22 protein-coding genes are annotated in these 23,815 nt (G+C 64.4%); 9 read left to right on the forward strand and 13 right to left on the reverse strand.

Going from position 1 to position 23,815, the window contains the following annotated elements:
* Nucleotides 1–247 precede the first annotated feature (247 nt).
* Nucleotides 248–1,594: a sorbosone dehydrogenase family protein gene (locus tag ACGLHT_RS12415; RefSeq protein ID WP_137163186.1), complete on the forward strand. Its 1,347-nt coding sequence runs from the start codon at nt 248–250 to the stop codon at nt 1,592–1,594.
* Here the strand turns inward: ACGLHT_RS12415 and ACGLHT_RS12420 are convergent.
* From ACGLHT_RS12420 to ACGLHT_RS12440, 5 genes are all read right to left on the reverse strand, one after another.
* The gene (locus ACGLHT_RS12420) at nt 1,560–2,093 is read right to left on the reverse strand and encodes a C40 family peptidase (RefSeq protein WP_137163185.1); all 534 of its coding nucleotides are present in this window, start codon (nt 2,091–2,093) and stop codon (nt 1,560–1,562) included. The two genes, ACGLHT_RS12415 and ACGLHT_RS12420, sit on opposite strands and share 35 nt — an antisense overlap.
* Nucleotides 2,094–2,232: 139 nt before the next feature.
* Nucleotides 2,233–2,886, reverse strand: coding sequence for a C40 family peptidase (locus ACGLHT_RS12425; protein WP_025338020.1), 654 nt, complete (start codon nt 2,884–2,886; stop codon nt 2,233–2,235).
* A 125-nt stretch (nt 2,887–3,011) separates the two neighbouring features.
* A complete protein-coding gene (gene hda / locus ACGLHT_RS12430) occupies nt 3,012–3,719 on the reverse strand; it encodes a DnaA regulatory inactivator Hda (RefSeq protein ID WP_013971369.1) in 708 nt (235 codons plus the stop codon).
* 289 nt (nt 3,720–4,008) lie between these two features.
* Nucleotides 4,009–5,082: an AI-2E family transporter gene (locus ACGLHT_RS12435; RefSeq protein WP_085665678.1), complete on the reverse strand. Its 1,074-nt coding sequence runs from the start codon at nt 5,080–5,082 to the stop codon at nt 4,009–4,011.
* Nucleotides 5,083–5,094: 12 nt separating this feature from the next.
* Nucleotides 5,095–6,162 (reverse strand): DUF2066 domain-containing protein, encoded by a 1,068-nt coding sequence (locus tag ACGLHT_RS12440; RefSeq protein ID WP_075044009.1) that lies wholly within the window; start codon nt 6,160–6,162, stop codon nt 5,095–5,097.
* 617 nt (nt 6,163–6,779) lie between these two features.
* Here ACGLHT_RS12440 and purM point away from each other — a divergent pair.
* The 4 genes from purM (at nt 6,780) to ACGLHT_RS12460 (ending at nt 9,715) form a co-directional block, all read left to right on the forward strand.
* Complete coding sequence (gene purM / locus ACGLHT_RS12445; protein ID WP_085593182.1) at nt 6,780–7,838, forward strand: phosphoribosylformylglycinamidine cyclo-ligase; 1,059 nt, start codon at nt 6,780–6,782, stop codon at nt 7,836–7,838.
* Nucleotides 7,838–8,491 carry a phosphoribosylglycinamide formyltransferase gene (purN, locus tag ACGLHT_RS12450; RefSeq protein WP_137163184.1) on the forward strand — a complete coding sequence of 218 codons (654 nt, stop codon included), beginning with the start codon at nt 7,838–7,840 and terminating at the stop codon, nt 8,489–8,491. Before purM ends, purN begins: the two co-directional genes overlap by 1 nt.
* 8 nt (nt 8,492–8,499) lie before the next feature.
* Complete coding sequence (locus ACGLHT_RS12455) at nt 8,500–9,210, forward strand: DUF3108 domain-containing protein (RefSeq protein WP_137163183.1); 711 nt, start codon at nt 8,500–8,502, stop codon at nt 9,208–9,210.
* A gap of 322 nt (nt 9,211–9,532) precedes the next feature.
* Entirely contained in the window at nt 9,533–9,715 is a 183-nt protein-coding gene (locus ACGLHT_RS12460; protein WP_075044007.1) for a hypothetical protein, read from the forward strand.
* A gap of 45 nt (nt 9,716–9,760) precedes the next feature.
* On the opposite strand, the gene ACGLHT_RS12465 is transcribed toward ACGLHT_RS12460, so the two are convergent.
* The 7 genes from ACGLHT_RS12465 to ACGLHT_RS12495 form a co-directional block, all read right to left on the reverse strand.
* A complete protein-coding gene (locus tag ACGLHT_RS12465; RefSeq protein ID WP_025338014.1) occupies nt 9,761–10,300 on the reverse strand; it encodes a DUF2058 domain-containing protein in 540 nt (179 codons plus the stop codon).
* A gap of 26 nt (nt 10,301–10,326) precedes the next feature.
* Nucleotides 10,327–11,160, reverse strand: a complete 834-nt coding sequence (gene mazG, locus ACGLHT_RS12470; protein WP_137163182.1) for a nucleoside triphosphate pyrophosphohydrolase — start codon at nt 11,158–11,160, stop codon at nt 10,327–10,329.
* 124 nt (nt 11,161–11,284) lie between these two features.
* A complete protein-coding gene (relA, locus tag ACGLHT_RS12475; protein ID WP_085593188.1) occupies nt 11,285–13,525 on the reverse strand; it encodes a GTP diphosphokinase in 2,241 nt (746 codons plus the stop codon).
* Between the two features lie 96 nt (nt 13,526–13,621).
* Entirely contained in the window at nt 13,622–14,980 is a 1,359-nt protein-coding gene (gene rlmD, locus ACGLHT_RS12480) for a 23S rRNA (uracil(1939)-C(5))-methyltransferase RlmD (RefSeq protein ID WP_061551293.1), read from the reverse strand.
* Nucleotides 14,981–15,880 (reverse strand): cysteine synthase CysM, encoded by a 900-nt coding sequence (gene cysM, locus ACGLHT_RS12485; RefSeq protein WP_274120465.1) that lies wholly within the window; start codon nt 15,878–15,880, stop codon nt 14,981–14,983. It lies immediately after the preceding gene.
* A 237-nt stretch (nt 15,881–16,117) separates the two neighbouring features.
* Nucleotides 16,118–17,500: a sensor histidine kinase gene (locus ACGLHT_RS12490; RefSeq protein WP_274120466.1), complete on the reverse strand. Its 1,383-nt coding sequence runs from the start codon at nt 17,498–17,500 to the stop codon at nt 16,118–16,120.
* A 3-nt stretch (nt 17,501–17,503) separates the two neighbouring features.
* On the reverse strand, nt 17,504–18,223 hold the full coding sequence (locus ACGLHT_RS12495) for a response regulator transcription factor (protein WP_025338009.1): 720 nt from the start codon (nt 18,221–18,223) through the stop codon (nt 17,504–17,506).
* A gap of 193 nt (nt 18,224–18,416) precedes the next feature.
* On the opposite strand from ACGLHT_RS12495, the gene ACGLHT_RS12500 reads away from it, so the two are divergent.
* The 4 genes from ACGLHT_RS12500 (at nt 18,417) to ACGLHT_RS12515 (ending at nt 23,229) form a co-directional block, all read left to right on the forward strand.
* Nucleotides 18,417–21,173 (forward strand): response regulator, encoded by a 2,757-nt coding sequence (locus ACGLHT_RS12500; RefSeq protein ID WP_075044003.1) that lies wholly within the window; start codon nt 18,417–18,419, stop codon nt 21,171–21,173.
* A gap of 196 nt (nt 21,174–21,369) precedes the next feature.
* Nucleotides 21,370–22,359, forward strand: coding sequence for a 2-hydroxyacid dehydrogenase (locus ACGLHT_RS12505; protein WP_137163178.1), 990 nt, complete (start codon nt 21,370–21,372; stop codon nt 22,357–22,359).
* Between the two features lie 31 nt (nt 22,360–22,390).
* Nucleotides 22,391–22,828, forward strand: a complete 438-nt coding sequence (locus ACGLHT_RS12510) for a hypothetical protein (protein WP_004375491.1) — start codon at nt 22,391–22,393, stop codon at nt 22,826–22,828.
* The gene (locus ACGLHT_RS12515; RefSeq protein ID WP_004375489.1) at nt 22,825–23,229 is read left to right on the forward strand and encodes an META domain-containing protein; all 405 of its coding nucleotides are present in this window, start codon (nt 22,825–22,827) and stop codon (nt 23,227–23,229) included. The genes ACGLHT_RS12510 and ACGLHT_RS12515 overlap by 4 nt, the downstream gene beginning before the upstream one ends.
* Nucleotides 23,230–23,347: 118 nt before the next feature.
* On the opposite strand, the gene ACGLHT_RS12520 is transcribed toward ACGLHT_RS12515, so the two are convergent.
* On the reverse strand, nt 23,348–23,812 hold the full coding sequence (locus tag ACGLHT_RS12520; protein WP_015269224.1) for a TlpA disulfide reductase family protein: 465 nt from the start codon (nt 23,810–23,812) through the stop codon (nt 23,348–23,350).
* Nucleotides 23,813–23,815: the final 3 nt, after the last annotated feature.

Raw genomic sequence — 23,815 nt, forward strand, 5'->3', positions numbered from 1 at the left:
TGACGGGCATCCATGCCCGTCACCTCCCTCCGCAGTCCCTTCGCTCGGCCTCCTGAAGTCGCAATCGGCGGTGCCTGAACTACCGCGCGCTTAGAAGCAAAAGCAAAAGCAAAAGCAAAAGCAAAAGCAACGGCAACGGCAACGGCAACGGCAACGGCAACGGCAACGGCAGTTGGATGGTTCCCGGGAACCCGGCGAACGTCGCCGACCTCTCAGTTCCATAGGCCTTCTTAGGAGGATGCCGCCCATGAAACACCTGATGCCTTGGCTATTGGCCGCCAGCCTGACTGCCTGCGGCGAAACCGCCCTGCTGAATGTACTCGACGGCAGTGGCCCAACCCCCCAGCTGCCTGCTCCGGTCAAGACCACCCTCCCCACTGTGAATATCGCCCCGGCAGTGGGCTGGCACAAGGACGCCAAGCCCGAAGCAGCACCAGGCACTCAGGTGAAAGCGTTCGCCAGCGGGCTCGACCACCCTCGCTGGCTATACCTGCTGCCCAACGGAGACGTGCTGGTAGCTGAAACCAATGCCCCGCCCAAACCCGAAGATGGCAAGGGCCTGCGCGGTTGGGTCATGAAGAAGGTGATGAAGCGGGCAGGTGCAGGCGTGCCCAGCGCCAACCGCATTACCCTGCTACGTGATGCCGACCACGACGGCGTGGCTGAAATCCGCACGACCTTCATCGAAGAGCTCAACTCACCGTTCGGCATGGCCCTGGTCGGCAAGGACCTCTACGTCGCCAACACCGACAGGCTGCTGCGCTTTCACTACGAGCCCGGCGCCATGCAAATTCGCAATGAAGGCCAGCCGGTAGTCGAGTTGCCAGGCGGGCCGCTCAACCACCACTGGACCAAGAACGTCATCGCCAGCCCCGATGGCAAGAAGCTTTTCGTGACGGTCGGCTCCAACAGCAACGTAGGCGAAAACGGTATGGACAAGGAACAGGGACGCGCCGCGGTCTGGGAAGTGGACCCCGCCAGCGGCCAGCACCGCCTGTTCGCCACCGGCCTGCGCAACCCTAACGGCCTGGCCTGGGAGCCGCACAGCGGCGCGTTGTGGACGGCAGTCAACGAGCGTGACGAGATCGGTAGCGATCTGGTACCGGACTACATCACTTCCGTGAAGGACGGCGGTTTCTATGGTTGGCCCTACAGCTACTACGGCCGCCACGTGGACGAGCGCGTGCAACCGCCAGCGCCTGAAAAAGTAGCCCAGGCGCTGGTGCCCGACTACGCCGTGGGCCCACACACGGCATCGCTGGGGCTGGCATTCGCCGAACCGAATGGGCTACCAACGCCCTTCGAACAAGGGGCATTCGTGGGCCAGCACGGGTCGTGGAACCGCAAGCCACACAGTGGCTACAAGGTGATTTTCGTGCCGTTCGACCCGTCAGGAAAGCCCTCGGGCAAGCCCGTAGACCTGCTTACCGGTTTTCTGGATGAGCATGGCAAAGCCCAAGGGCGCCCGGTCGGCGTAATCACCGACGGGCGTGGCGGCGTGCTGGTAGCCGATGATGTCGGCAATGTGGTCTGGCGGGTGAGCAAAGCCCCGCCTGTCCTCAGGGGTTCTGCGCCAGATGCCCTTGCGGAATGACGCGCTTGGCCTGCAGGTAAGCCTTGGCCCAGTAGCTGTTGGACAGGTAGTCCAGGCGCACCGTGCCACCGCTGGAAGGTGCATGCACGAAGCGCCCTTCCCCGACATAAATGCCGGCATGGCTGACCTGCGAGCCGCCACTGGTGGCGAAGAACACCAGGTCACCGGACTGCAGCGCCTTGGCATCCACGGTTGGCGCGCGCATGACGATCATCTCACGCGTCGAACGCGGCAGGCTTATGCCGGCAGCATCACGGTAGACGTACTTGATCAGGCCACTGCAATCGAAACCGGAGTCCGGCGTGTTGCCGCCCCAGCGATAAGGCGTGCCCACCAGGCCGATAGCACGCATCAGCACGTCATCGGCAATCGGCGAAGGGCTGGGCTGGCTATAGGTTACCTGCGGCTGTACCACAGGGGCCGGCGCAGGCGCACGGCTGGAGCAGGCAGCCAGCAAGGCTGCCAAGGAGATAAATGCGAAGCGCGCCATCTTTACCATGGCCAGAACATCCTGTCTGAGTCCGCTGGGCCGCAGCCGAAAAGAATTGAGAATTTAGATTAGACGCTTTCTATAAATGCGCACGGCGGCGAGCTTTTTTCAAAGCATCGCCGCCGCGGCAGGATATATCATTTTGCTATCAGTTGCGCGCGATATTGGTGGTCGGCGCCATGGCCAAGGCACGCTTGGCTTCGATGAAGGTCTTGCTCCAGTAGCGGTCACCGAGGCTGTCGATGCGCACGCCACCACTGCGGCGGCTGCTGGAGTGGATGAACTGGTTGTCACCCAGGTAGATGCCGGCATGGCTGACGCGGCCGCGACCATTGGTGCTGAAGAACAGCAGGTCACCTGGCTTGAGCTTGTTGCGGGCCACTTTCGGGGCATCGACGTTGATCATTTCACGCGTGGAACGCGGCAGGGTCACGCCCGCCTCTTCGCGGAACAGGTAGCCGATGAAACCACTGCAGTCGAAGCCGGACTTCTCCGAGGTACCACCGAAGCGGTAGCGGGTGCCGATCAGCGACATGCCGCGCTCGAGAATGCTGTCAGCCAGAACTGGCAACTGGTAAGGCTTGCTGCTGGAGAAAGCCTCCAGGTCATCTTCGGTGGCCAGCTCTTCCGGCTCGCCGAATACCGACGAGGACGAGGCTTTGGCCTTGAACGCCGATTGTGCGGCGATCGGGGAGTGGTCCTGGGGCTGCAACTCTGAATGAGAAGCTGGGCCTTGGGCCGCGCAGCCAAAAAGCAGGGTCACAAGTGCGAGTGGCACGAGGGGTGCGAAGCGCTTCAGCATGGGCACGACCGTGTCTGTAATCCTTTAGAAGGGTGAAACTATGCCCTCTATCATGACCATTTGCAAATTTTATCGAAAAAGATGTGACTTTTTTGTTTTGCCGCTCTGGCCCAGCGTTTTCGGGGTTACCAACCCAGGGTTTCCTTGAGGAACGGGATGGTGAGCTTGCGTTGTGCCTGCAACGAGGCCTGGTCGAGACGTTCGAGCAGGTCGAACAACGCACTCATGCTGCGTGCGCCGCGGGTGAGGATGAAGTGACCGACTTCGTCGGTAAGGTGCAGGCCACGGCGCGAAGCACGCAGTTGCAGGGCACGCAGCTTGTCTTCGTCGGACAGACCACGCATCTGGAACACCAGGGCCAGGGTCAGCCGCGACTTCAGGTCGGGCAGCTTGATCGGCAGTTCGCGCGGCGATGCCGAGGCAGCCAGCAGCAGGCGCCGGCCGCTGTCACGCAGGCGGTTGAACAGGTGGAACATGGCCTCTTCCCAATCAGCCTTGCCGGCGATCACGTGCAGGTCGTCGATGCACACCAGTTCGTACTGGGCCAGGTAGTCGAGCAGCCCTACGCCACGATCGAGCAATTGCGCCAGTGGCAGGTAGACGGCTGGCTCGCCGCGTTGCTGGAAGCGGTGGGTGGCGGCCTGTAGCAGGTGGGTACGGCCAACACCTTGCTTGCCCCACAGGTAGATAAGGCTCTCGGTCCAGCCGGCGTCGGCTTCGCATAGCCGCTCGACGTAGCCCAATGCCGCGGCATTGGCGCCCGGATAGTAGTTGATGAAGGTGGCGTCATCGCGCAGGCGCACACCCAGGGGCAACTGGATCGGTGGTTTCATGCTCGCGGGCGGTCGACAGGACCGCAGGGGGCCTTTGGTGAACAATGTGCAAAGTCTATACCCGCAGCGCGGGGCGCACAATCACGGCAGCGGATAGCACAAGTAAAATCAACGAGTTGCGCGCCAAAAGCCTGCAATACGTGCCCTGTAGGAGCGGCCTTGTGTCGCGATGGGCCGCAAGGCGGCCCCGGCAATCCTGAGCCAGGGCAGATATCCTGGGGCCGCTGCGCGCCCCGTCGCGACACAAGGCCGCTCCTACAAAGGGCAGTGCAGCCAAACGGCCCCGGGATCACAACTCCGGGTCGATATCCCCGGCATACATGTCCGATTCCTTGTACAGGTCATGTACATGCCGCAGCAGCACCATGATCACCGCCGCCACCGGCAGCGCCAGCAACACCCCGGTAAAGCCGAACAGCTCACCGCCGGCCAGGATCGCGAAGATCACCGCCACCGGGTGCAGGCCGATACGGTCGCCGACCAGCAGCGGGGTCAGCACCATGCCTTCCAGCGCCTGCCCGACCATGAACACCGCGACGATACCCAGCATCGGGTACAAATCGCCACCGAACTGGAACAGGCCAGCCACCAAGGCCGCGCCGATACCTATGATGAAGCCCATGTACGGCACGATGGCAGCCAGCCCGGCGAGCATGCCGATCAGCAGCCCCAGTTCCAGCCCCACCAGCATCAGCCCGGCCGAATAGATGATGCCCAGGGCCACCATCACCATCAATTGCCCGCGCACGAACGCCCCCAGCACCTCATGACATTCGCCCGCCAGGCCCATCACTTGCGGCTCACGCTGGCGCGGCAACAGGCCACGCAGCTTGGCCATCATCAGGTCCCAGTCGCGTAACAGATAGAAGCCCACCACCGGGATCAGCACCATGTTGGCCAGCCAGGCCATCAGCGCCAGGCTCGATGCAGTGGCATGGGACAGCAGCACGCCGACGATATCGGTGGTCTGGCCCATGTGCGTGCCGATGGCGGCCTTGATCTTGTCGAACTTCCAGAAGCCGTCAGCCAGGCCCAGGCGGCTCTGCACCCAGGGCAGCGCCACGTGCTCGAGCCAGTCGAGCATCTGCGGCGCCAGTTCGTACAGGCGCACCAGCTGCTTGGCCAGCAGCGGCACCAATACCAGCAGCAAGGCCAGCAACAGCAAGGTAAACAGGCCGAAAACCACCACCACGCCCCAGGTGCGCGACAGCCCCAGGCGCTCCAGGCGGTCGACCAGCGGGTCGGCCAGGTAGGCCAGCAGGATGCCGACCAGGAACGGGGTAAGAATGTTGTGCAGGCTGTAAAGCAGCACGGCGACCAGCAGGGCAACGCCCAGCCAGATCCAACGACGTACGTCGGTCACGGTGTGCTCCCCTTACCAGCGAAAACGCAAACCGTCGAACGGCTTGGGTGCTGGCTGGGCCGGCACTGGTTGCCCAGCGCCGGCAGCGTCTGCGGGAGCTGGAGGGGGCTGCACAGCAGGCGCCTGCTCTACCGGTACTTCCTGCAGCTTGGCCAGGCCAAGCTGGGCGCGCAGCTGTTCGCGGTTGGCGGTCACGCCGTAGGTCAGGGTGCTGCCTTCGGCCATCTGCAGGCGCGGGCCAAAGGGTTCGAGCACGCGGGCCAGCTCGGCGTAGCGCTGCAGGTTCATCCCCTGCACTTGCACCTGCAACTGGCTGCTGGCGCCCGGGCGGGTGACGTAACGCGGCGCCAGGCGGCTGCTGAGCGCCAGCATCACGGCGTCGGCCAGTGCTGCCGGGTCGGCACCTTCGGCAGTGCCTTGTTCACGCTGGTCGCCCAGCCACAGCTGCCATTTGCCCTGCCACTTGCCGTCGGCTTCCCGGGCATGCACCGCCAGCAAGGCATCGGCGCCGTAGCGCCCTGAGGCTTCGCGCAACGCCGCAGGGTCACTGCCTTCGATCTGCTCGGCATTGGCCACCAGTTGCTCCTGCAGGTCGGCCAGCGGCAGGCGCAACGGCAGGCCACGGTGCTGCGCGGCGCGGCGCAGGGGTTGGGCGCTGGCCTGGCCGTCACCGACCAGGTTGCTGCCTTCGGCACTGTCGTTCAGCCACCAGCCCAGGATCGAGGGGCGGTTGCTGCCCCACAAGGCCAGGCCGGCCTTGCGCAAGGCCCGTTCGGTACTGCCAGGGTCGAACTCGACCAGCACCGACTCGGGTGGCCCGGCTTCGCTGGCGACCTGGTTGATGATTTGCTGCGGGTCCTTGCGCAGCCCGGCCAATGCCGGGCTTTGCGCTGCCTTGGGGTCGCCGGTCAGGCGCGTAACCAAGGTATCGAGGGCCTGGACGGTAGCCGCGGCACGGGCTTCGGCGCCCTGCCCGGATACCGGTTCGCGCACCTGGTACAGGCCGGAGACACTTTCAGCCTGGGCTGTGGCCGAGATCAGGGCCAGGCAACCGACTGCCAGAATATTGAAGAGACGCATGGAGGATTCCTGTCCATTTACCGCAATGCCTATACCTTATACATGGGGGCGCAAGGTAACCAGTCGCGAGGATGAAAGATTGGTTGCGGAGATTGCCTGGGAGATGTGATGGGTCTGACAGGTGTTCGCCGCAACAGGTTCAGAGCCTGAGCGTGCATGGCGCGGCCCTTGTGGCGCCTGCGAGATCGAGCGCCGCCCGCGCGGCGCTTCGCAGCACAAGGCTGCTCCTACATCTGTTTCGGGCCAGTTATTCCTGGGGCAGACGCGCGCGGGCCCTTGGTGTCCACCTCGATATCGTGCCGGACAAACAAGGCGGTCGCGTGCACTGGCACAGGCGTTACTGGCCCGAAACAAATGTAGGAGCAGCCTTGTGCTGCGAAGCGCCGCGCGGGCGGCGCTCGATCTCACAAGCGCCACACCTCTCGTGGCGAACACCCCCAACTTTTTACCTATTTTCATGCCCTGCCCGTCGGCCTGAGGATGGCCGCTGCCCGGCAACCCTGATAAAATCGCGCGCCTTCACAGACCACTGACGTTTCAGGCAGCCGCCGCTTACCAGCCGGCCTTGGCCGTCATGGTCGTTTTTAAGAATCCCTCCCTCCTAAAGGCCTGGATCAATGAGCAAGCAACCCTCCCTGAGCTACAAGGACGCCGGTGTAGACATCGACGCCGGCGAAGCACTGGTCGAACGCATCAAGGGCGTGGCAAAACGCACCGCACGCCCTGAAGTCATGGGTGGCCTGGGCGGCTTCGGCGCCCTCTGCGAGATCCCGGCCGGCTACAAGCAGCCGGTGCTGGTCTCCGGCACCGACGGCGTCGGCACCAAGCTGCGCCTGGCACTGAACCTGAACAAGCACGACAGCATCGGCCAGGACCTGGTCGCCATGTGCGTCAACGACCTGGTAGTGTGCGGCGCCGAGCCGCTGTTCTTCCTCGACTACTATGCCACCGGCAAACTGAACGTCGACGTGGCCGCCACCGTGGTCACCGGCATCGGTGCCGGTTGCGAACTGGCCGGCTGCTCGCTGGTTGGTGGTGAAACCGCCGAAATGCCTGGCATGTACGAAGGCGAAGACTACGACCTGGCCGGCTTCTGCGTCGGCGTGGTGGAAAAGGCCGAGATCATCGACGGCTCCAAGGTTGCCACTGGCGACGCACTGATCGCCCTGCCGTCCTCGGGCCCGCACTCCAACGGCTACTCGCTGATCCGCAAGATCCTCGAAGTGTCCGCCACCGACATCGAGAACACCCAGCTGGACGGCAAGCCGCTGACCGACCTGCTGATGGCGCCGACCCGCATCTACGTCAAGCCGCTGCTGCAACTGATCAAGAACACCGGCGCGGTCAAGGCCATGGCCCACATCACCGGTGGCGGCCTGCTGGACAACATCCCGCGCGTACTGCCGGCCAACGCCCAGGCGGTCATCGACGTGGCCAGCTGGCAGCGCCCGGCGGTGTTCGACTTCCTGCAGGCAAAAGGCAACGTCGACGAGCATGAAATGCACCGCGTGCTGAACTGCGGCGTCGGCATGGTCATCTGCGTGGCTCAGGATCAGGTAGAAGCTGCCCTGAACGAACTGCGCGCCGCTGGCGAGCAGCCATGGGTGATCGGCCACATCGCCGAAGCCGCCGAGGGCGCTGCCCAGGTCGAGCTGCAGAACCTCAAGGCACACTGATGCCAAGCAAGACCTGCAATGTAGTGGTACTGCTGTCGGGCTCCGGCAGCAACCTGCAAGCCCTGATCGACAGCTGCCAAGGCCAGGACAGCCCGGTGCGCATCCGTGCGGTGGTTTCCAACCGCGTCGATGCCTACGGCCTGCAACGCGCCGCGGCGGCCGGCATCGACAGCGTCGTGCTCGATCACACCCAGTTCGACGGCCGTGAAGCCTTCGATGCCGCGCTGATGGCGCGCATCGACGCTTTCGCCCCGGACCTGGTGGTGCTGGCCGGTTTCATGCGCATCCTCAGTGGCGACTTCGTGCGCCACTACCAGGGCCGCCTACTCAACATCCACCCGTCGCTGCTGCCCAAGTACAAGGGCCTGCATACCCACCGCCGGGCGCTGGAGGCAGGCGACGCCGAGCATGGCTGCAGCGTACACTTCGTGACTGAGGAACTCGATGGCGGCCCACTGGTCGTACAGGCTGTGGTACCGGTGGCGTCTGACGACACCGTCGAAAGCCTGGCCCAGCGGGTACACCGCCAGGAACACCTGATCTACCCGCTGGCGGTGCGCTGGTTCGCCGAAGGGCGCTTGCGCCTTGGCGAACAGGGTGCATTACTGGATGGCCAGCCCCTGGCGGCCAGCGGTCACTTGATTCGATCCTAGGAGAATTTATGCGTCGCGCCCTGCTCTTGGCTCTCGCCGTGCTCGCCCTGCCCCTCCAGGCAGCTGATCTGAAGCCGTTCTCGGCCAGCTATACCGCAGACTGGAAGCAACTGCCCATGAGCGGCACCGCCGAGCGCAGCCTGGTCAAGAATGCCAACGGTACCTGGGACCTTAACTTCAAGGCTTCCATGATGATCGCCAGCCTGACCGAGCAAAGCACCCTGCGCCTGGACAACGACACCCTGCTGCCGCAGAAGTACCACTTCGAGCGTGGCGGCCTGGGCAAGGCCAAGAAGGTCGACCTGACCTTCGACTGGAACAGCAAGAAGGTCACCGGCAGCGACCGTGGCGATGCCATCACCCTGCCGCTGAACCGTGGCGTGCTGGACAAGTCGTCCTACCAGCTGGCCCTGCAGCATGACGTGGCCGCCGGCAAGAAGAGCATGACCTACCAGGTAGTCGACGGTGACGAGATCGACACCTACGACTTCCGCGTGCTGGGCACCGAAAAGGTCACTACCAAGACCGGCCAGGTCGATGCGGTGAAGGTCGAGCGCGTGCGCGACCCAAGCCAGAGCAAGCGCATCACCGAGCTTTGGTTCGCCAAGAACTGGGACTACCTCCTGGTGCAACTGCGCCAGGTCGAGACCGATGGCAAGGAATACGTGATCGTGCTGCAGGATGGCACGGTCGATGGCAAGCCGGTGAAGGGCAACTGAGCCAGCGCTGCCTGCAGTACCCGAAGCCCCGCCTTGTGCGGGGCTTTTTTGTGCCTGCCTTGCACCGACGCCTGTAGGAGCGGCCTTGTGTCGCGATGGGGCGCGCAGCGGCCCCAGGGTCTTTGCTTCAACGCAAGATTGCCGGGGCCGCTGCGCGCCCCATCGCGACACAAGGCCGCTCCTACAAAAGCGCACCTGCCGGCCCAAAGGCTGATCATGAAACTTGTTTCATGCCGGTTTTATTTACTTAGCCTGCTAACAAACTTTATAAAGAGGTTGTGCGACACAGTGTCGCAGCCAACTGAAGCAGTGGAGTTTAACGATGACAGTCCAAGTAACCGAACGCGACGAATCGAAAATGTCCCACGAAGCCCTGACCGCTGGCGTGCGGATCTGGGATGTGCACCAACAGGGCCAGCTGGTGGGGATGTTCCACAACGAACATGAAGCACACCAGTACCGTACAGAGCTGGAAAACCTGGAAAACCAGCGCGCCACGCAATGACCCATCTTCAAATGAAAAACCCCGCCAAGGCGGGGTTTTTCGTGGTTACCACATCAGATCATCAGGGATCTTGTAGGCCGCGTACGGGTCGTCCTCGTCCGCTTCCTCGACATGGGTATTCAGCAACAGGATACGGTTGGGGTCGCGCTCCTGGATCTTCACCGCCGCCTCACGAGGGATCACCTCGTAACCGCCGGCAAACGACACCACGGCCAGCGCACCATTGCTCAGCTTGGTCCGCATCAAGGCATTGACGGCAATGCGCTTGACCTTCTTGTCGTCGACGAAGTTGTAGTAGTCCTCGGTGCTCAGCTTCGGCAGGCGAGTCGCTTCGATCAACTGCTTGATCTGCGCGGCGCGGGCCTTCTGCTCGGCTTTTTCCTGCTGCTGGCGGTTCAGTTCCTGGTCACGCTTGGCTTTCTCGGCCATGGCTTCCTTGGCCAAGCGCTGCTGGCTGTCGTCCACCTCGACCTGGCCTTTGTGCTCCAGGCGCTTCTGTTTCTTCTCGGCTTTGTTGGCCTGGGAAACCTGTTTCTGGTTGACCAGACCGGCTTTGAGCAGTTGGTCGCGAAGGGAAAGGCTCATGAATGTTCACTCACTTATGCAACAGCTCAGCCGCAGCTGGGCAGGTTCTTTTCCTGACGTTTGGCTTCACCCCAAAGGGCATCCAGTTCGTCAAGGTTACAATCTTCGATGGGTCGGCCACTGTCGCGCAATGCCTGTTCGATGAAGCGGAAACGCCGCTCGAACTTGCGATTGGCACGGCGCAGGGCGTGTTCCGGGTCATGCTTGAGGTGGCGGGCCAGGTTGACGGCAGCAAACAGCAGGTCGCCGATTTCATCCTCGAGCGCATCGACATCGCCGTCGGCCATGGCCTGCAGCACTTCGTCCAGCTCTTCGCGGACCTTGTCCAGCACCGGCAATGCCGCAGGCCAGTCGAAACCGACCGTGGCCGCGCGCTTTTGCAGTTTGGCTGCCCGCGACAACGCCGGCAATGCCGCTGGTACGTCGTCGAGCAGCGACAGCTGTTCGGGCTGGCTCTTTTCCGCCCGCTCTTCAGCCTTGATTTCTTCCCAGCGTGACTTGACCTGGGCCTCGCTCAGGCTGGGGGTGTCCACCGGCGCGTACAGCTCGCCGGTGGGGAATACATGCGGGTGACGGCGAATGAGCTTGCGGGTGATGCTGTCGACCACGCCGTCGAACTCGAAACGCCCTTCCTCGCGGGCCAGCTGGCTGTAGTAGACCACCTGGAACAGCAGGTCGCCCAGCTCACCTTGCAGGTGCTCGAAGTCGCCACGCTCGATGGTGTCGGCAACCTCGTAGGCCTCTTCGATGGTGTGCGGGACGATGCTCGCGTAGTTCTGCTTCAGGTCCCACGGGCAGCCGTACTGCGGGTCGCGCAGGCGGGCCATGAGGTGCAGCAGGTCTTCGAGGGTGTAGGTCATTCAGGCAGGTCCTTCGGTGGTGGCTTCTTCGCGGGCTTGCCCGCTCCCACAGGATGCATGCAGGTTTCGAAATCTGCATCTTGCCTGTGGGAGCGGGCAAGCCCGCGAAGCAGGCACCGCGGTCTCAAGGGGTACGATTACGCCGCGTCTCGATGATGTTCGGCAACTGCGAGATCCGCCCCAGCAGGCGCCCCAGCGCATCCAGGCCTGGAATCTCGATGGTCAGCGACATCAGCGCGGTGTTGTCTTCCTTGTTCGAGCGGGTGTTCACCGCCAGCACGTTGATCTTCTCGTTCAGCAGCACTTGCGACACATCGCGCAGCAAGCCCGGGCGGTCGTAGGCACGGATGACGATGTCGACCGGGTAGGTCTGCACCGGGATCGGCCCCCAGCTTACCTGGATCATGCGCTCCGGCTCCTTGCCCGCCAACTGCAGCACCGAGGCGCAGTCCTGGCGGTGGATGCTCACGCCGCGGCCCTGGGTGATGTAGCCGACGATGGCATCACCCGGCAGCGGCTGGCAGCAGCCAGCCATCTGCGTCAGCAGGTTGCCGACGCCCTGGATCTGGATGTCGCCACGCTTGCCGGTACGCGGCCCGGTAGGCTTGCGCGGTACCAGTTCGATCTGCTCGATGCGCTCGGGCTCCAGCAACTGCTGGGCGGCGTTGACCAGGTGCGCCAGGCGCAGGTCGCCAGCACCGAGCGAGGCGAACATGTCCTCGGCGGTCTTGACGTTGGTCTTCTCGGCCAGGCGCTCGAAATCTACCTGCGGCAGGCCCAGGCGGCTGAGCTCGCGTTCGAGCAAGGTCTTGCCGGCAGCGACGTTCTGGTCGCGTGCCTGCAGCTTGAACCAGTGCACGATCTTGGCCCGCGCCCGCGAGGTGGTGACGTAGCCCAGGTTGGAGTTCAACCAGTCACGGCTGGGGTTGCCATGCTTGCTGGTGATGATCTCGACCTGCTCGCCGGTCTGCAGGCTGTAGTTGAGCGGCACGATGCGCCCGTTGATCTTGGCGCCGCGGCAGTTGTGGCCGATTTCGGTGTGCACGCGGTAGGCAAAGTCCAGCGGCGTGGCACCCTTTGGCAAGTCGATGGCGTGGCCGTCCGGGGTGAACACGTAGACCCGGTCCGGTTCGATGTCGACCCGCAGCTGCTCGGCCAGGCCACCGATGTCGCCCAACTCTTCGTGCCACTCCAGCACCTGGCGCAGCCAGGAGATCTTCTCTTCGTAATGGTTGGAGCTGGACTTGACGTCGGTGCCTTTGTAACGCCAGTGGGCGCAAACCCCAAGCTCGGCTTCCTCGTGCATGCCGTGGGTACGGATCTGCACCTCCAGCACCTTGCCCTCGGGGCCGATCACCGCGGTGTGCAGCGAGCGATAGCCGTTCTCCTTGGGGTTGGCGATGTAGTCGTCGAACTCCTTGGGGATATGCCGCCACAGGGTGTGCACGATGCCCAGCGCGGTGTAGCAGTCGCGGATTTCCGGCACCAGCACGCGGACCGCCCGCACGTCGTAGATCTGGCTGAACTCCAGGCCTTTGCGCTGCATCTTGCGCCAGATCGAATAGATATGTTTCGCCCGGCCGCTGATGTCAGCCTTGACGCCAGTGGCCAGCAGCTCGTTCTGCAGCTGGTTCATCACCTCGCTGATGAAGCGCTCGCGGTCCAGCCGGCGCTCGTGCAGCAGCTTGGCAATCTGTTTGTACTGGTCGGGTTCGAGGTAGCGGAAGGACAGGTCTTCCAGCTCCCACTTGATGTGGCCGATACCCAGGCGGTGGGCCAGCGGCGCATAGATGTCGAACACCTCACGCGCGACACGCAGGCGTTTCTCGTCGTCGGCGGCCTTGACCGCACGGATCGCGCAGGTACGCTCGGCCAGCTTGATCAGTGCCACGCGCACGTCGTCGACCATGGCCACAAGCATCTTACGCAGGTTCTCGACCTGCGCCTGCGAACCCAGCACCAGCGATTGGCGCGGGCTGAGGCTGGCGCTGATGGCGGCCATGCGCAGCACACCGTCGATCAGCTTGGACACCACCGGGCCAAAGCGCTGGCTGACCTCGGCCAGGGTCACCTTGCCCTCGCGCACCGAGCGGTAGATGACCGCCGCCACCAGGGAATCCTGGTCGAGCTTGAGGTCGGCGAGGATTTCGGCGATCTCCAGGCCCGCCTGGAAGCTGGACGTACCGTCCGCCCAGGAATGCTTGGCCGGGTTGCCCTTTATCTCGACTTCATGGGCAAACTCGCAGGCCTCTTTCAGCGCTGCGCGATCCAGTGCCGAATCGACGCTTACCACATGGTCCAACCATGCTTCGAGATTGATACTGCCGTCGGTGTTGACCGGCTGGTGCACTCTCACCTGTACCATCTTTGTTTTACCTTTCCATACAGCGCACCACGCGGGTGCGCTGGCAATCACCGTGCGGCCACCCTTCCGTGAAAGCCGCACCAAGGGGCCAGTCAGCTAGCCCGCTTCGAATAACGCCATGGCCTCGACATGCGCCGTCTGAGGAAACATGTCGAGAATCCCGGCCCTTTTTAACCGGTACCCCTGGCCGACCAGCACCTGGGCGTCTCGCGCCAGCGTGGCCGGGTTGCACGATACATAGACCAGCCTTCTGGCCTTGAGGCGGGCGATGCCTTGCACCACCTCGAAAGCACCGTCGCGCGGTGGATCCAAGAGTACCGCAGAAAAGCCCTCGGCGGCCCATCCGGCGCCTGCCAAAGGCTGCGATAAATCGGCCTGAAAAAACCGTGCGTTATGCACATTGTTGTTTCGGGCATTGGCCGCGGCCCGATCGACCATGGCCTGCACACCTTCCACAGCTACCACCTCGCGCGCCTGGCGGGCCAGCGGCAGGGCGAAGTTGCCCAGGCCGCAGAACAGGTCCAGCACGCGCTCGTCGGCCTGGGGTGCCAGCCAGGCCAGGGCCTGCTCGATCATCGCCGTGTTGACCTGGGCATTCACCTGCACGAAGTCACCTGGGCGCCAGGCCAGTTCCAGCTGCCAGGGCGCCAGGGCAAAGCCCAGTTGCGCGGCTGGGTCCACTGGCGCCGGCTCACCTTCGCCCTGCAGCCACAGCTGGGCATTGGCCTGCTCGCAGAATGCCTGCAACCTGGCCAGGTCTTCAGCCGGCAACGGCGCGACATGGCGCACCAGCAGCGCCTCGGCAGTGCCGCTGAACAGTTCCACATGGCCCAGCGCCTGCGGCTTGCTCAGCGAGCGCAGCACGGTCGGCAAGTGGCGCAGAATCGATTGCAAGGGCTGTACCAGCACCGCGCAATCGTCGATGGCGATGATGTCCTGGCTGGCTTCGGCGCGGAAGCCGACCTCCAGCTGGCGCGCCTTGGCGTCCCAGCGCACGGCCACGCGGGCGCGGCGCCGGTAACCGAACTCCGGCCCGCTCAGCGGTGCGGCCCATTCTTCGGGCTGCACGCCGGCCACCCGCTGCAGCTGCTCGGCCAGGGTGCGCTGCTTGAGCGCCAGCTGCGCTTCGTGCGGCAGGTGCTGCAGGTTGCAGCCACCGCAGCGCTCGTAATACCGGCATGGTGCCTGACGGCGCTCGGGGCTGGCCTGCAGCAGGCGCTCAAGGCGAGCCTCGACCACTTTGCCACGGGCATTGAGCACCCGCGCCTCCACGGCCTCGCCGGCCAGGGCGCCACTGACGAACCAGGTGCGCCCTTCGTGGAAGGCAATACCCCGGCCGTCACCGGCCAGGCGCTCTATTTCCAGGCGCTGCTTCTTGCCCACCGGGACCTGGGGGCTGCGGTTGCCGCCGGCCGGCTGGAAGCGCAGGCCGCTGTTGCTTTTCTTCTTGGACATTTAGCTCGGGTCGAACAGGCCGGTGGACAGGTAACGATCGCCGCGGTCGCAGATGATCGCGACCATCGTGGCATTTTCCACCTCGCGGGACAGGCGCAGCATGGCCGCGACTGCACCACCGGAAGACACGCCGCAGAAAATGCCCTCTTCACGGGCAAGGCGGCGGGTGGTTTCCTCGGCTTCCTGCTGCGACATGTCGACCACGCGGTCGACACGGCTGGCGTCGAAGATTTTCGGCAGGTATTCCTCGGGCCAGCGGCGGATGCCCGGAATGGCCGAGCCTTCCATTGGTTGCAGGCCGACGATCTGCACCGCCGGGTTCTGTTCCTTGAGGTACTGCGAGCAGCCCATGATGGTACCGGTGGTACCCATGGAGCTGATGAAATGGGTGATGGAGCCCTGGGTCTGCTGCCAGATCTCGGGGCCGGTGCTGTTGTAGTGGGCGATGGGGTTGTCGCCGTTGGCGAACTGGTCCAGCACCAGGCCGCGGCCTTCGGCCTGCAGCTTCTCGGCCAGGTCACGGGCGCCTTCCATACCCTCTTCCTTGGTCACCAGGATCAGCTCGGCGCCGTAGGCGGTCATGGCGGCCTTGCGCTCGGCGGTGGAGTTGTCGGGCATGATCAGGATCATCTTGTAGCCCTTGATCGCCGCAGCCATCGCCAGGGCGATGCCGGTGTTGCCGGAGGTGGCTTCGATCAGGGTGTCGCCGGGCTTGATCTGGCCGCGCAGTTCGGCGCGGGTGATCATCGACAGTGCCGGGCGGTCCTTCACCGAGCCGGCGGGATTGTTACCTTCGAGCTTGAGCAGGAGGGTGTTGCTGGTTTCGCCAGCGATACGCTGCAGGCGAACCAGGGGCGTATTGCCGACGCAATCGGCGATGGTTGGGTACTGCAAGGTCATGGCGTATTTCACAATCCGGACGGCAGGGGTGCCTATCATACCGGCAAACCCTTCCCGGCCATATCACGCAATCTGTGGTGAATATAGCTACAAGCTATATATCGGCGTGTATTGCGTGCACGGCCTTTGTAGGAGCGGCCTTGTGTCGCGATGGGGCGCGCAGCGGCCCCGGCAATATATGCGGCGAAGCTGAAACCTAGGGGCCGCTGCGCGCCCCATCGCGACACAAGGCCGCTCCTACAGGGACCGCGTTAAATTCAAGCGCTGTGGTGAGGCCGGCACATGTAACGGCAATCTCATCCACAACCGCAGCCCGCGCTTGCCATTCTGCGCCCACAAGGTGCCACCCTGGCGCTGGATGGCACTGCGGGCAATGCTCAGCCCCAGGCCGAAACCGCCATCCCCGGGCCGCGAACCGTCCAGCCGCGAGAACGGTGCAAAGATCCGCTCCAGGTCTTCTTCAGCCACGCCTCCGCCTTCGTCTTCCAGCCACAACCACCAATACCCGCCTTCACGCTGCCCACCGAGGCGCACCACACCATCGGCCGGCGAATGACGAATGGCATTGCGCAACAGGTTCTCCAGCGCCTGGGCCAGGTGGTTCAGGTTGCCCTGCACCCAGCAGTCGGCCGGCACTTCGCAGCGCAGCCGCGCCAGCGACCAGCCGCTTTCATAGCTGGCATTCTCGGCCAGCAGCTCCCACAGCGCCTGCACCTCGATCGGCTCCAGGTTCATCGGCGCACGCTCGGCGTCCTGCCAGGCCAGTTGCAGGGTGTCCTCGACCAGCTGCTGCATGCAGTCCACCTCCCGCGTAAGGCGTTCACGCAGGCGCTGCAGGTCGGTTTCGCCATCGCAGGCCACCCGCAGCCGGCTGAGTGGCGTACGCATTTCGTGGGACAGGTCACGCAGCAACTGCTGCTGCATGGCTACCGTACCCTGCAGCCGCTCGGCCATCTGGTCGAAGGCCCGGGCCAGTTCGCCCAACTCGTCATGCCGGGCGATGGTGCGTGGGTCGAGGCGCGCCGACAACTGGTCGGCGCGCCAGGCATTGGCCTGCTCGCGCAACTGGTTCAACGGCACGATCAGCATGCGGTAAAGGCCCACGCACAACAGCAGGGTGAACAGGCCGGGGATGATGCCGTTGGTGACGATGCGCCACAGCATGCGGTACTGCCCGGGGTTGAAGCGCTGCGGCAGTTCGATCACCAGCAGGCCCTGCTCCGGAGCACCCGCGAACGGTATGCGCAGCCACGGCTGCTCGACGCTGCGCCGGCTCATCGGCCAGTCGACACCGCGCAGGCGGGTCAGCCGCTGCATGATCTGCGGGTCGAGGCTGGCGCTGTCCAGCGGCCGCAGGTTGAGGTCGAGCACGCCAACCCAGCCGCGTTCGCGCTGGTGCATCGCCGCCACCCAACGGTCCAGCCCTGCCCGCCCACCACTGCGCCAGGCCTGCTCGGCCTCGGCAGCGTAGCCACGCAAGGCCTGCCGCGCCGGCTCCGAGAGGAAGGCGTTCTGGGTTTCCATGTGCCGGCCCCAGGTGTAGCTGAGGCCGATCATCAGCAGGCAGAAGCCCACCAGCAGGATCGCCAGCTTCCAGAACAGCGAGTGGCGGTCGAGCATGGGTCACTCCGCCTCGCTGGCGCTGAGTACGTAGCCCTTGCCCCACACGGTGCGGATCTGCCGTTCGTGATAGCCGATGCCCTTGAGCTTGCGGCGGATCTGGCTGACGTGCATGTCCAGGCTGCGGTCATGCCGCGAATAGCCCCGCTGCAGCACTTGCTGGTAGAGGAACGGCTTGCTCAGCACTTCGTCGAGGTTGCGGTTGAGGATGTCGAGCAGGCGGTATTCGCTGGGAGTCAGGCCGGCCAGGCGACCCTCCAGGCGCACGTCGCACAGCGCCTCGTCGTATTGCAGTTCGCCGCTGCCGGCACGCGCCTGCGGGGCTTGATGGCGCCGTTCAAGGGCCACGCGGCGCAGGATGGCCTCGATGCGTACCTGCAGCTCGGCCATGCTGAACGGCTTGGGCAGGTAGTCGTCGGCACCGCGCTGAAAACCGCTGATGCGGTCGGCCTCGGCGCCCAGCGCCGACATCAGGATCACCGGCGTGGCGCTGCGCTTGCGCAACTGTGCAAGGGCATCCAGGCCGTTGAGCCCGGGCAGCAGGATGTCCATGAGCACCACGTCGAAAGCCTGGCGCCCCGCCGTCTCCAGGCCCTCCAGGCCATTGCGGCACCAGGTCACCTGGAAGCCGCCGCGCTGCAGCTCTTCGTGCAGGTAGGCACCGAGGACCGGGTCATCCTCGATGGCGAGGATATTGGAGTTGTGAATAGCTACAGGATTCATTGGCAACTGCCATGCATTCTCAATTGCGCAATTATTGAGTATCCAGCGCCTGCCAGGCAACCGCCCTGCGACCAAAGCCCCTGCAAGGGCGCAAAACACGTACTAAAGAGGTGCAATAGCGCGGCAGGCGGAGTAACTTCCCGGCTTGGCCGTCATCGCTTGACGGCGTCCAGGCACATGACAGGAGGCGAGTGTGCTCGATCGCTTGGGAATTCGCAGCCGGGTCCTGCTGCTGGCCCTGCTGCCGGCCGGCCTGATGGCCCTGGTGCTGGGTAGTTACTTCACCTGGCTGCAACAGAACGACCTGCGCACCCAGCTGCTGCAACGCGGCAAGATGATCGCCGAGCAACTGGCGCCACTGGCCGCACCCGCCATGGCCAAGCTGGCACCGGCGCAACTTGAGCGCATTGCCGCACAAACCCTGGAGCAGGCCGATGTGCGTGCGGTCGCCTTCCTGGCCCCGGACCGCACGCGCCTGGCCCACGCCGGCCCGAGCATGCTCAACCAGCCACCCAGCGGCGGCACCGGCACCCAGCTGCTGCAGCGCAGCGGCAATGACGCCACACGCTACCTGATGCCGGTGTTCGGCCACCATCGCGACCTGGCCACCGATGCCGTGCCGGCCGAATCCGAACGCCTGCTGGGCTGGGTCGAGATCGAGCTGTCCCACGACGGCACCCTGCTGCGCGGCTACCGCAACCTGTTCACCAGCCTGCTGCTGATCCTCGCCTGCCTGGTGCTCAGCGGCCTGCTGGCACTGCGCATGAGCCGCACCATCAACGACCCGATCAAGCGCATCAAGCACGCGGTCAACCAGCTCAAAGACGGCCACCTCGAGGAACGCCTGCCGGCCATGGGCAGCCATGAGTTGGACGAACTGGCGCGCGGCATCAACCGCATGGCCGAAACCCTGCACAACGCCCACGAAGAGCTGCAGCACAGCATCGACCAGGCCACCGAGGACGTTCGCCAGAACCTGGAAACCATCGAGATCCAGAACATCGAGCTGGACATGGCGCGCAAGGAAGCCCTGGAAGCCAGCCGCATCAAGTCGGAATTCCTGGCCAACATGAGCCACGAAATCCGCACCCCGCTCAACGGTATCCTCGGTTTCACCCACCTGCTGCAGAAAAGCGAGCTGACACCGCGCCAGCTGGACTACCTGAGCACTATCGAGAAATCCGCCGACAACCTGCTGGGGATCATCAACGAGATCCTCGACTTCTCCAAGATCGAGGCCGGCAAGCTGGTGCTCGACAGCATCCCCTTCAACCTGCGCGACCTGATCCAGGACACCCTGACCATCCTCGCCCCGGCCGCCCACGCCAAGCAGCTGGAGCTGCTCAGCCTGATCTACCGCGATACCCCGTCGTCGCTGATCGGCGACCCGTTGCGGCTCAAGCAGATCCTTACCAACCTGGTCAGCAACGCCATCAAGTTCACCCGCGAAGGCACCATCGTCGTGCGCGCCATGCTCGAAGACGAGCACGAAGACAGTGCGCAGCTGCGCATCAGCGTGCAGGACACCGGCATCGGCCTGTCGCCACAGGATGTGCGTACGCTGTTCCAGGCCTTCAGCCAGGCCGACAACTCGCTGGCCCGCCAGCCCGGCGGCACCGGCCTGGGGCTGGTGATTTCCAAGCGCCTGATCGAGCAGATGGGCGGCGAGATCGGCGTCGACAGCACCCCGGGCGAGGGTTCGCAGTTCTGGATCAGCCTCAACCTGCCCAAGGCCCACGATGGTGTCGAGGAGTTGCCGCTGCAACCGCTGCTGGGCCGCCGCGCAGCCATCGTCGACGGCCACGAGCTGGCGCGCCAGGCGTTGGAACACCAGTTGGAAGACTGCGGCCTCAGCGTCAGCCTGTTCGCCTCCTACGACCAGCTGCTGCAGGGTGTGCAGGCCGCCAGCCAGGCTGGCTTGCCGTTCGAGTTCGCCGTGCTCGGGGCCAACCTTGGCAACCTGTCGCCCGAGCAGCTGGGCCATTACCACCAGCAGCTCGAGCGCTACCATTGCCAGTGCGTGGTGCTGTGCCCGACCACCGAGCAGGCGCTGTACCACCCGTACCTGCCCAACGGCCATGGCCAGTTGCTGTCCAAGCCGACCTGCACGCGCAAACTGCGCCGCCTGTTGCTGGAACTGGTGCAACCGCGCCGCCCGCAGGGCGAGGTGAACAGCGTCAACGGCCAGCGCCAGCCGAAGATCCTCTGCGTCGACGACAACCCCGCCAACCTGCTGCTGGTGCAGACCCTGCTCGAAGACCTGGGCGCCGAGGTGCTGGCCGTCGACAACGGCTATGCGGCGGTGCAGGCGGTGCAGGACGAGCCGTTCGACCTGGTGCTGATGGACGTGCAGATGCCCGGCATGGACGGCCGCGCCTGCACCGAGCAGATTCGCTTGTGGGAAAACACCCAAAGCGGCAACCCGCTGCCGATCGTCGCCCTCACCGCCCACGCCATGGCCAACGAGAAACGCGCGTTGCTGCACGGTGGCATGGACGACTACCTGACCAAGCCGATCAGCGAACGGCAGCTGGCCCAGGTGGTGATGAAATGGACCGGCCTTAGCCTGGGCGCGCCACAGCAGGAACGCCTGGCCGAGCAACTGGCCAACGGTGATGACCTGAAGGTGCTGGACCCCGAGGAAGGCCTGCGCCTGGCCGCCGGTAAGGCGGACCTGGCGGCCGATATGCTGAGCATGCTGCTGACCTCGCTGGAAGCCGACCGCGAAGCCATACGCGCTGCCCGCGAGGCCGACGACCGCAACGGCCTGATCGAACAGGTGCACCGCCTGAACGGCGCCTCGCGTTATTGCGGCGTGCCGCAGTTGCGGGCCGCGTGCCAGCGCAGCGAGACCTTGCTCAAGCAGGAAAACCCGCTGGCACAGCAGGCATTGGACGAACTGGATGCGGCAATCAACCGCTTGGCGGCGCAGGCCAGATTGAGCGCCTGAAGCCCGAGCACATTCTTTGTAGGAGCAGCCTTGTGCTGCGAAGAGGCCAGTACAGGCGATACATTAATGGCCGCCTGCACCGGCCTCTTCGCAGCACAAGGCTGCTCCTACAAAGAATGTGCCTGGCCGGCATGGGTCAATAGCGGGCAAACGTCGCTGACTACAATCTCCAGACCACTGCAAAGGAAGCCCCACCATGCGCGCCCTGTTGTTCAGCAGCCAGCACTACGACCAGGAAAGCTTCACCCGTGCCGCCAGCGGCACCACACTGGACCTGCACTTCCAGCCCGCCCGCCTGACCCTCGACACCGCTGCCCTGGCCGATGGCTACCAGGTGGTCTGCGCCTTCATCAATGACGAGCTCGACGCCCAGGTGCTGCAACGCCTGGCCGCAGGCGGCACGCGCCTGGTCGCCCTGCGTTCGGCCGGCTACAACCATGTCGACCTGGCCGCCGCCCAGCGCCTGGGCCTGACCGTAGTGCGAGTGCCGGCCTACTCGCCGCACGCCGTGGCCGAACACGCCGTGGCGCTGATCCTGGCCCTGAATCGGCGCCTGCACCGGGCCTACAACCGCACCCGTGAGGGTGACTTCACCCTGCACGGGCTGACCGGCTTCGACCTGCACGGCAAGACCGTCGGCGTGGTCGGTACCGGCCAGATCGGCACCGCCTTTGCCCGCATCATGGCCGGTTTCGGCTGCCAGTTGCTGGCCTATGACCCTTACCCCAACCCCGACCTGCTGGCCTTGGGCGCGCGCTACCTGCCATTGCCCGAGCTGCTGCGCGAAGCCCGCGTCATCAGCCTGCACTGCCCGCTGACCGAGCACACCCGGCACCTTATCAATGCACAAAGCCTGGCCCAGCTGCAGCCCGGCGCCATGCTGATCAACACCGGCCGCGGCGCGTTGGTCGACACCCCGGCGCTGATCGACGCGCTGAAGAGCGGCCAGCTCGGCTACCTGGGGCTGGACGTCTACGAAGAAGAAGCCCAGCTGTTCTTCGAAGACCGCTCCGACCTGCCGCTGCAGGACGACGTACTGGCCCGCCTGCTGACCTTCCCCAACGTGATCATCACTGCCCACCAGGCGTTCCTTACCCGCGAGGCACTGGATGCCATCGCCGCGACCACGCTGGACAACATCAACCGCTGGGCGGCAGGCAATCCACAGAATCTGGTGATGGGTTAGTGCTAGGATACGCGGCATTTCTGGAGGACCCATGGTCGAGCACGATTTCCGCTACACCCTTTTCAACCCGCAACACACCCTGATCGAGTGCCGCGCCCTGGTGCCGGGCCGCTATCAGGTCACCGGCAACGGCGGTTCGATGCACAAAGGCGACACCCTGCTGGTCACCCTCAAGGGCAGCAAGGACTTGTCCATGCGCCTGACAGTGGAGAGCGTGCGCCACCTGATCAACCCACGCGGCCAGTGGGTTGCCGTGGCCAGCGGCCCGGTGTTCAACGAGCTCGAAATCCTCACCTGGCAGGTTGCGTGCGACAGCTGCGACGCCGTGCTGGACTTCGAGTTCGCGGTGGACGCCAAGCTGGGCAAGAAAGCCCGCCAGCCTGCCGCCAGCGCGCGGGTTGCCGAGCTGGGCTGGGCCAGCCGTGGCGAAAAACACCTGTGCCCGCGTTGCCAGGAGAGCGCCGAGTGAAGAATCTGCTGACCGGCGTGCTGATTGCCACCGGCCTGCTCGGCTGCGCCGCGGAACCTTCCAAGCTGCAGCAGGAGCGCAGCTACGTGCTGGAGTGGATTGGCGAACGGCCGCTGATCGACTACAGCCACCTGACTCTGACCTTGGCCAGCGATGGCCGTGCCTATGGCAATGGCGGCTGCAACCACTGGTTCGCGCCGTACACACTGGACGGCGAGCACCTGAGCTTCGGCAAGGTCGGCAAGACCCGCAAGCTCTGCGCACCGGCGTTGATGGAGCAGGAAAAGCGCTTCCTGCAGGCGCTGGAAACAGTGCAGCGCTGGGATGTGTCGCCTATCGAGCAGATGCGTTTCTGGCCGGCCGAAGGCAAGCCGCTGCGCTTCTGGCCTGAGGAAGGCTGAATATTGCCGGGGCCGCTTTGCGGCCCATCGCGACACAAGGCCGCTCCTACAGGGGAATGCGATCTCCTGTAGGAGCGGCCTTGTGTCGCGATGGGCTGCAAAGCAGCCCCAAAATGCATCAGGCGCCCTTCAGTGCCTTGATCTTGGCCTGCAGCCCTTCCAGGGTCTGCTCACCCATTAACTGTTCCCGCACCTTGCCCTTGTCATCGATGATGTAGGTCACCGGCAATGCCTCGCTTCGTGGCAGGTCATAGCGCTCGGCCGGGTCCTGCGCCAATACGGTGAAAGCGATGCCCAGGGTTTCGGCAGCCTGCTTCAGCTCCTGCCCCTGCAAGCCATCGAAGTTCACCCCCACCACCTTGATACCGTCGGCCGCCCACTGCTTGGCTGCCGCGTTCAGTTCAGGGATTTCGGTACGGCACGGCCCGCACCATTCGGCCCAGTAGTTGAGCACCAGCCAGTGCCCGTCGATCTGTTCGGCCTTAACCGTATTACCGTGTTGGTCCACGCCATAATCGGCACCGCAACCACCGAGCAACAGGCTCGCGGTGATGGCCAGTACTGCTGCCAGACGCCTTGCCATGGG

The sequence above is a fragment of the Pseudomonas sp. PsB genome (assembly GCF_043658375.1).
In the GTDB taxonomy this organism is placed as follows: Bacteria; Pseudomonadota; Gammaproteobacteria; order Pseudomonadales; family Pseudomonadaceae; genus Aquipseudomonas; species Aquipseudomonas putida_Z.

Bases quoted from the DNA above. Each gene is read 5' to 3' on its own strand.
- hda (WP_013971369.1), bottom strand. From the start codon at position 3,719: ATGAAACCACCGATCCAGTTGCCCCTGGGTGTGCGCCTGCGCGATGAC.
- ACGLHT_RS12465 (WP_025338014.1), bottom strand. From the start codon at position 10,300: ATGAGCCTTTCCCTTCGCGACCAACTGCTCAAAGCCGGTCTGGTCAAC.
- rlmD (WP_061551293.1), bottom strand. From the start codon at position 14,980: ATGTCCAAGAAGAAAAGCAACAGCGGCCTGCGCTTCCAGCCGGCCGGC.
- ACGLHT_RS12425 (WP_025338020.1), bottom strand. From the start codon at position 2,886: ATGCTGAAGCGCTTCGCACCCCTCGTGCCACTCGCACTTGTGACCCTG.
- relA (WP_085593188.1), bottom strand. From the start codon at position 13,525: ATGGTACAGGTGAGAGTGCACCAGCCGGTCAACACCGACGGCAGTATC.
- ACGLHT_RS12440 (WP_075044009.1), bottom strand. From the start codon at position 6,162: ATGCGTCTCTTCAATATTCTGGCAGTCGGTTGCCTGGCCCTGATCTCG.
- purM (WP_085593182.1), top strand. From the start codon at position 6,780: ATGAGCAAGCAACCCTCCCTGAGCTACAAGGACGCCGGTGTAGACATC.
- ACGLHT_RS12415 (WP_137163186.1), top strand. From the start codon at position 248: ATGAAACACCTGATGCCTTGGCTATTGGCCGCCAGCCTGACTGCCTGC.
- cysM (WP_274120465.1), bottom strand. From the start codon at position 15,880: ATGACCTTGCAGTACCCAACCATCGCCGATTGCGTCGGCAATACGCCC.
- ACGLHT_RS12420 (WP_137163185.1), bottom strand. From the start codon at position 2,093: ATGGTAAAGATGGCGCGCTTCGCATTTATCTCCTTGGCAGCCTTGCTG.
- purN (WP_137163184.1), top strand. From the start codon at position 7,838: ATGCCAAGCAAGACCTGCAATGTAGTGGTACTGCTGTCGGGCTCCGGC.
- ACGLHT_RS12490 (WP_274120466.1), bottom strand. From the start codon at position 17,500: ATGCTCGACCGCCACTCGCTGTTCTGGAAGCTGGCGATCCTGCTGGTG.
- ACGLHT_RS12505 (WP_137163178.1), top strand. From the start codon at position 21,370: ATGCGCGCCCTGTTGTTCAGCAGCCAGCACTACGACCAGGAAAGCTTC.
- ACGLHT_RS12455 (WP_137163183.1), top strand. From the start codon at position 8,500: ATGCGTCGCGCCCTGCTCTTGGCTCTCGCCGTGCTCGCCCTGCCCCTC.
- ACGLHT_RS12495 (WP_025338009.1), bottom strand. From the start codon at position 18,223: ATGAATCCTGTAGCTATTCACAACTCCAATATCCTCGCCATCGAGGAT.
- ACGLHT_RS12510 (WP_004375491.1), top strand. From the start codon at position 22,391: ATGGTCGAGCACGATTTCCGCTACACCCTTTTCAACCCGCAACACACC.
- ACGLHT_RS12520 (WP_015269224.1), bottom strand. From the start codon at position 23,812: ATGGCAAGGCGTCTGGCAGCAGTACTGGCCATCACCGCGAGCCTGTTG.
- ACGLHT_RS12460 (WP_075044007.1), top strand. From the start codon at position 9,533: ATGACAGTCCAAGTAACCGAACGCGACGAATCGAAAATGTCCCACGAA.
- mazG (WP_137163182.1), bottom strand. From the start codon at position 11,160: ATGACCTACACCCTCGAAGACCTGCTGCACCTCATGGCCCGCCTGCGC.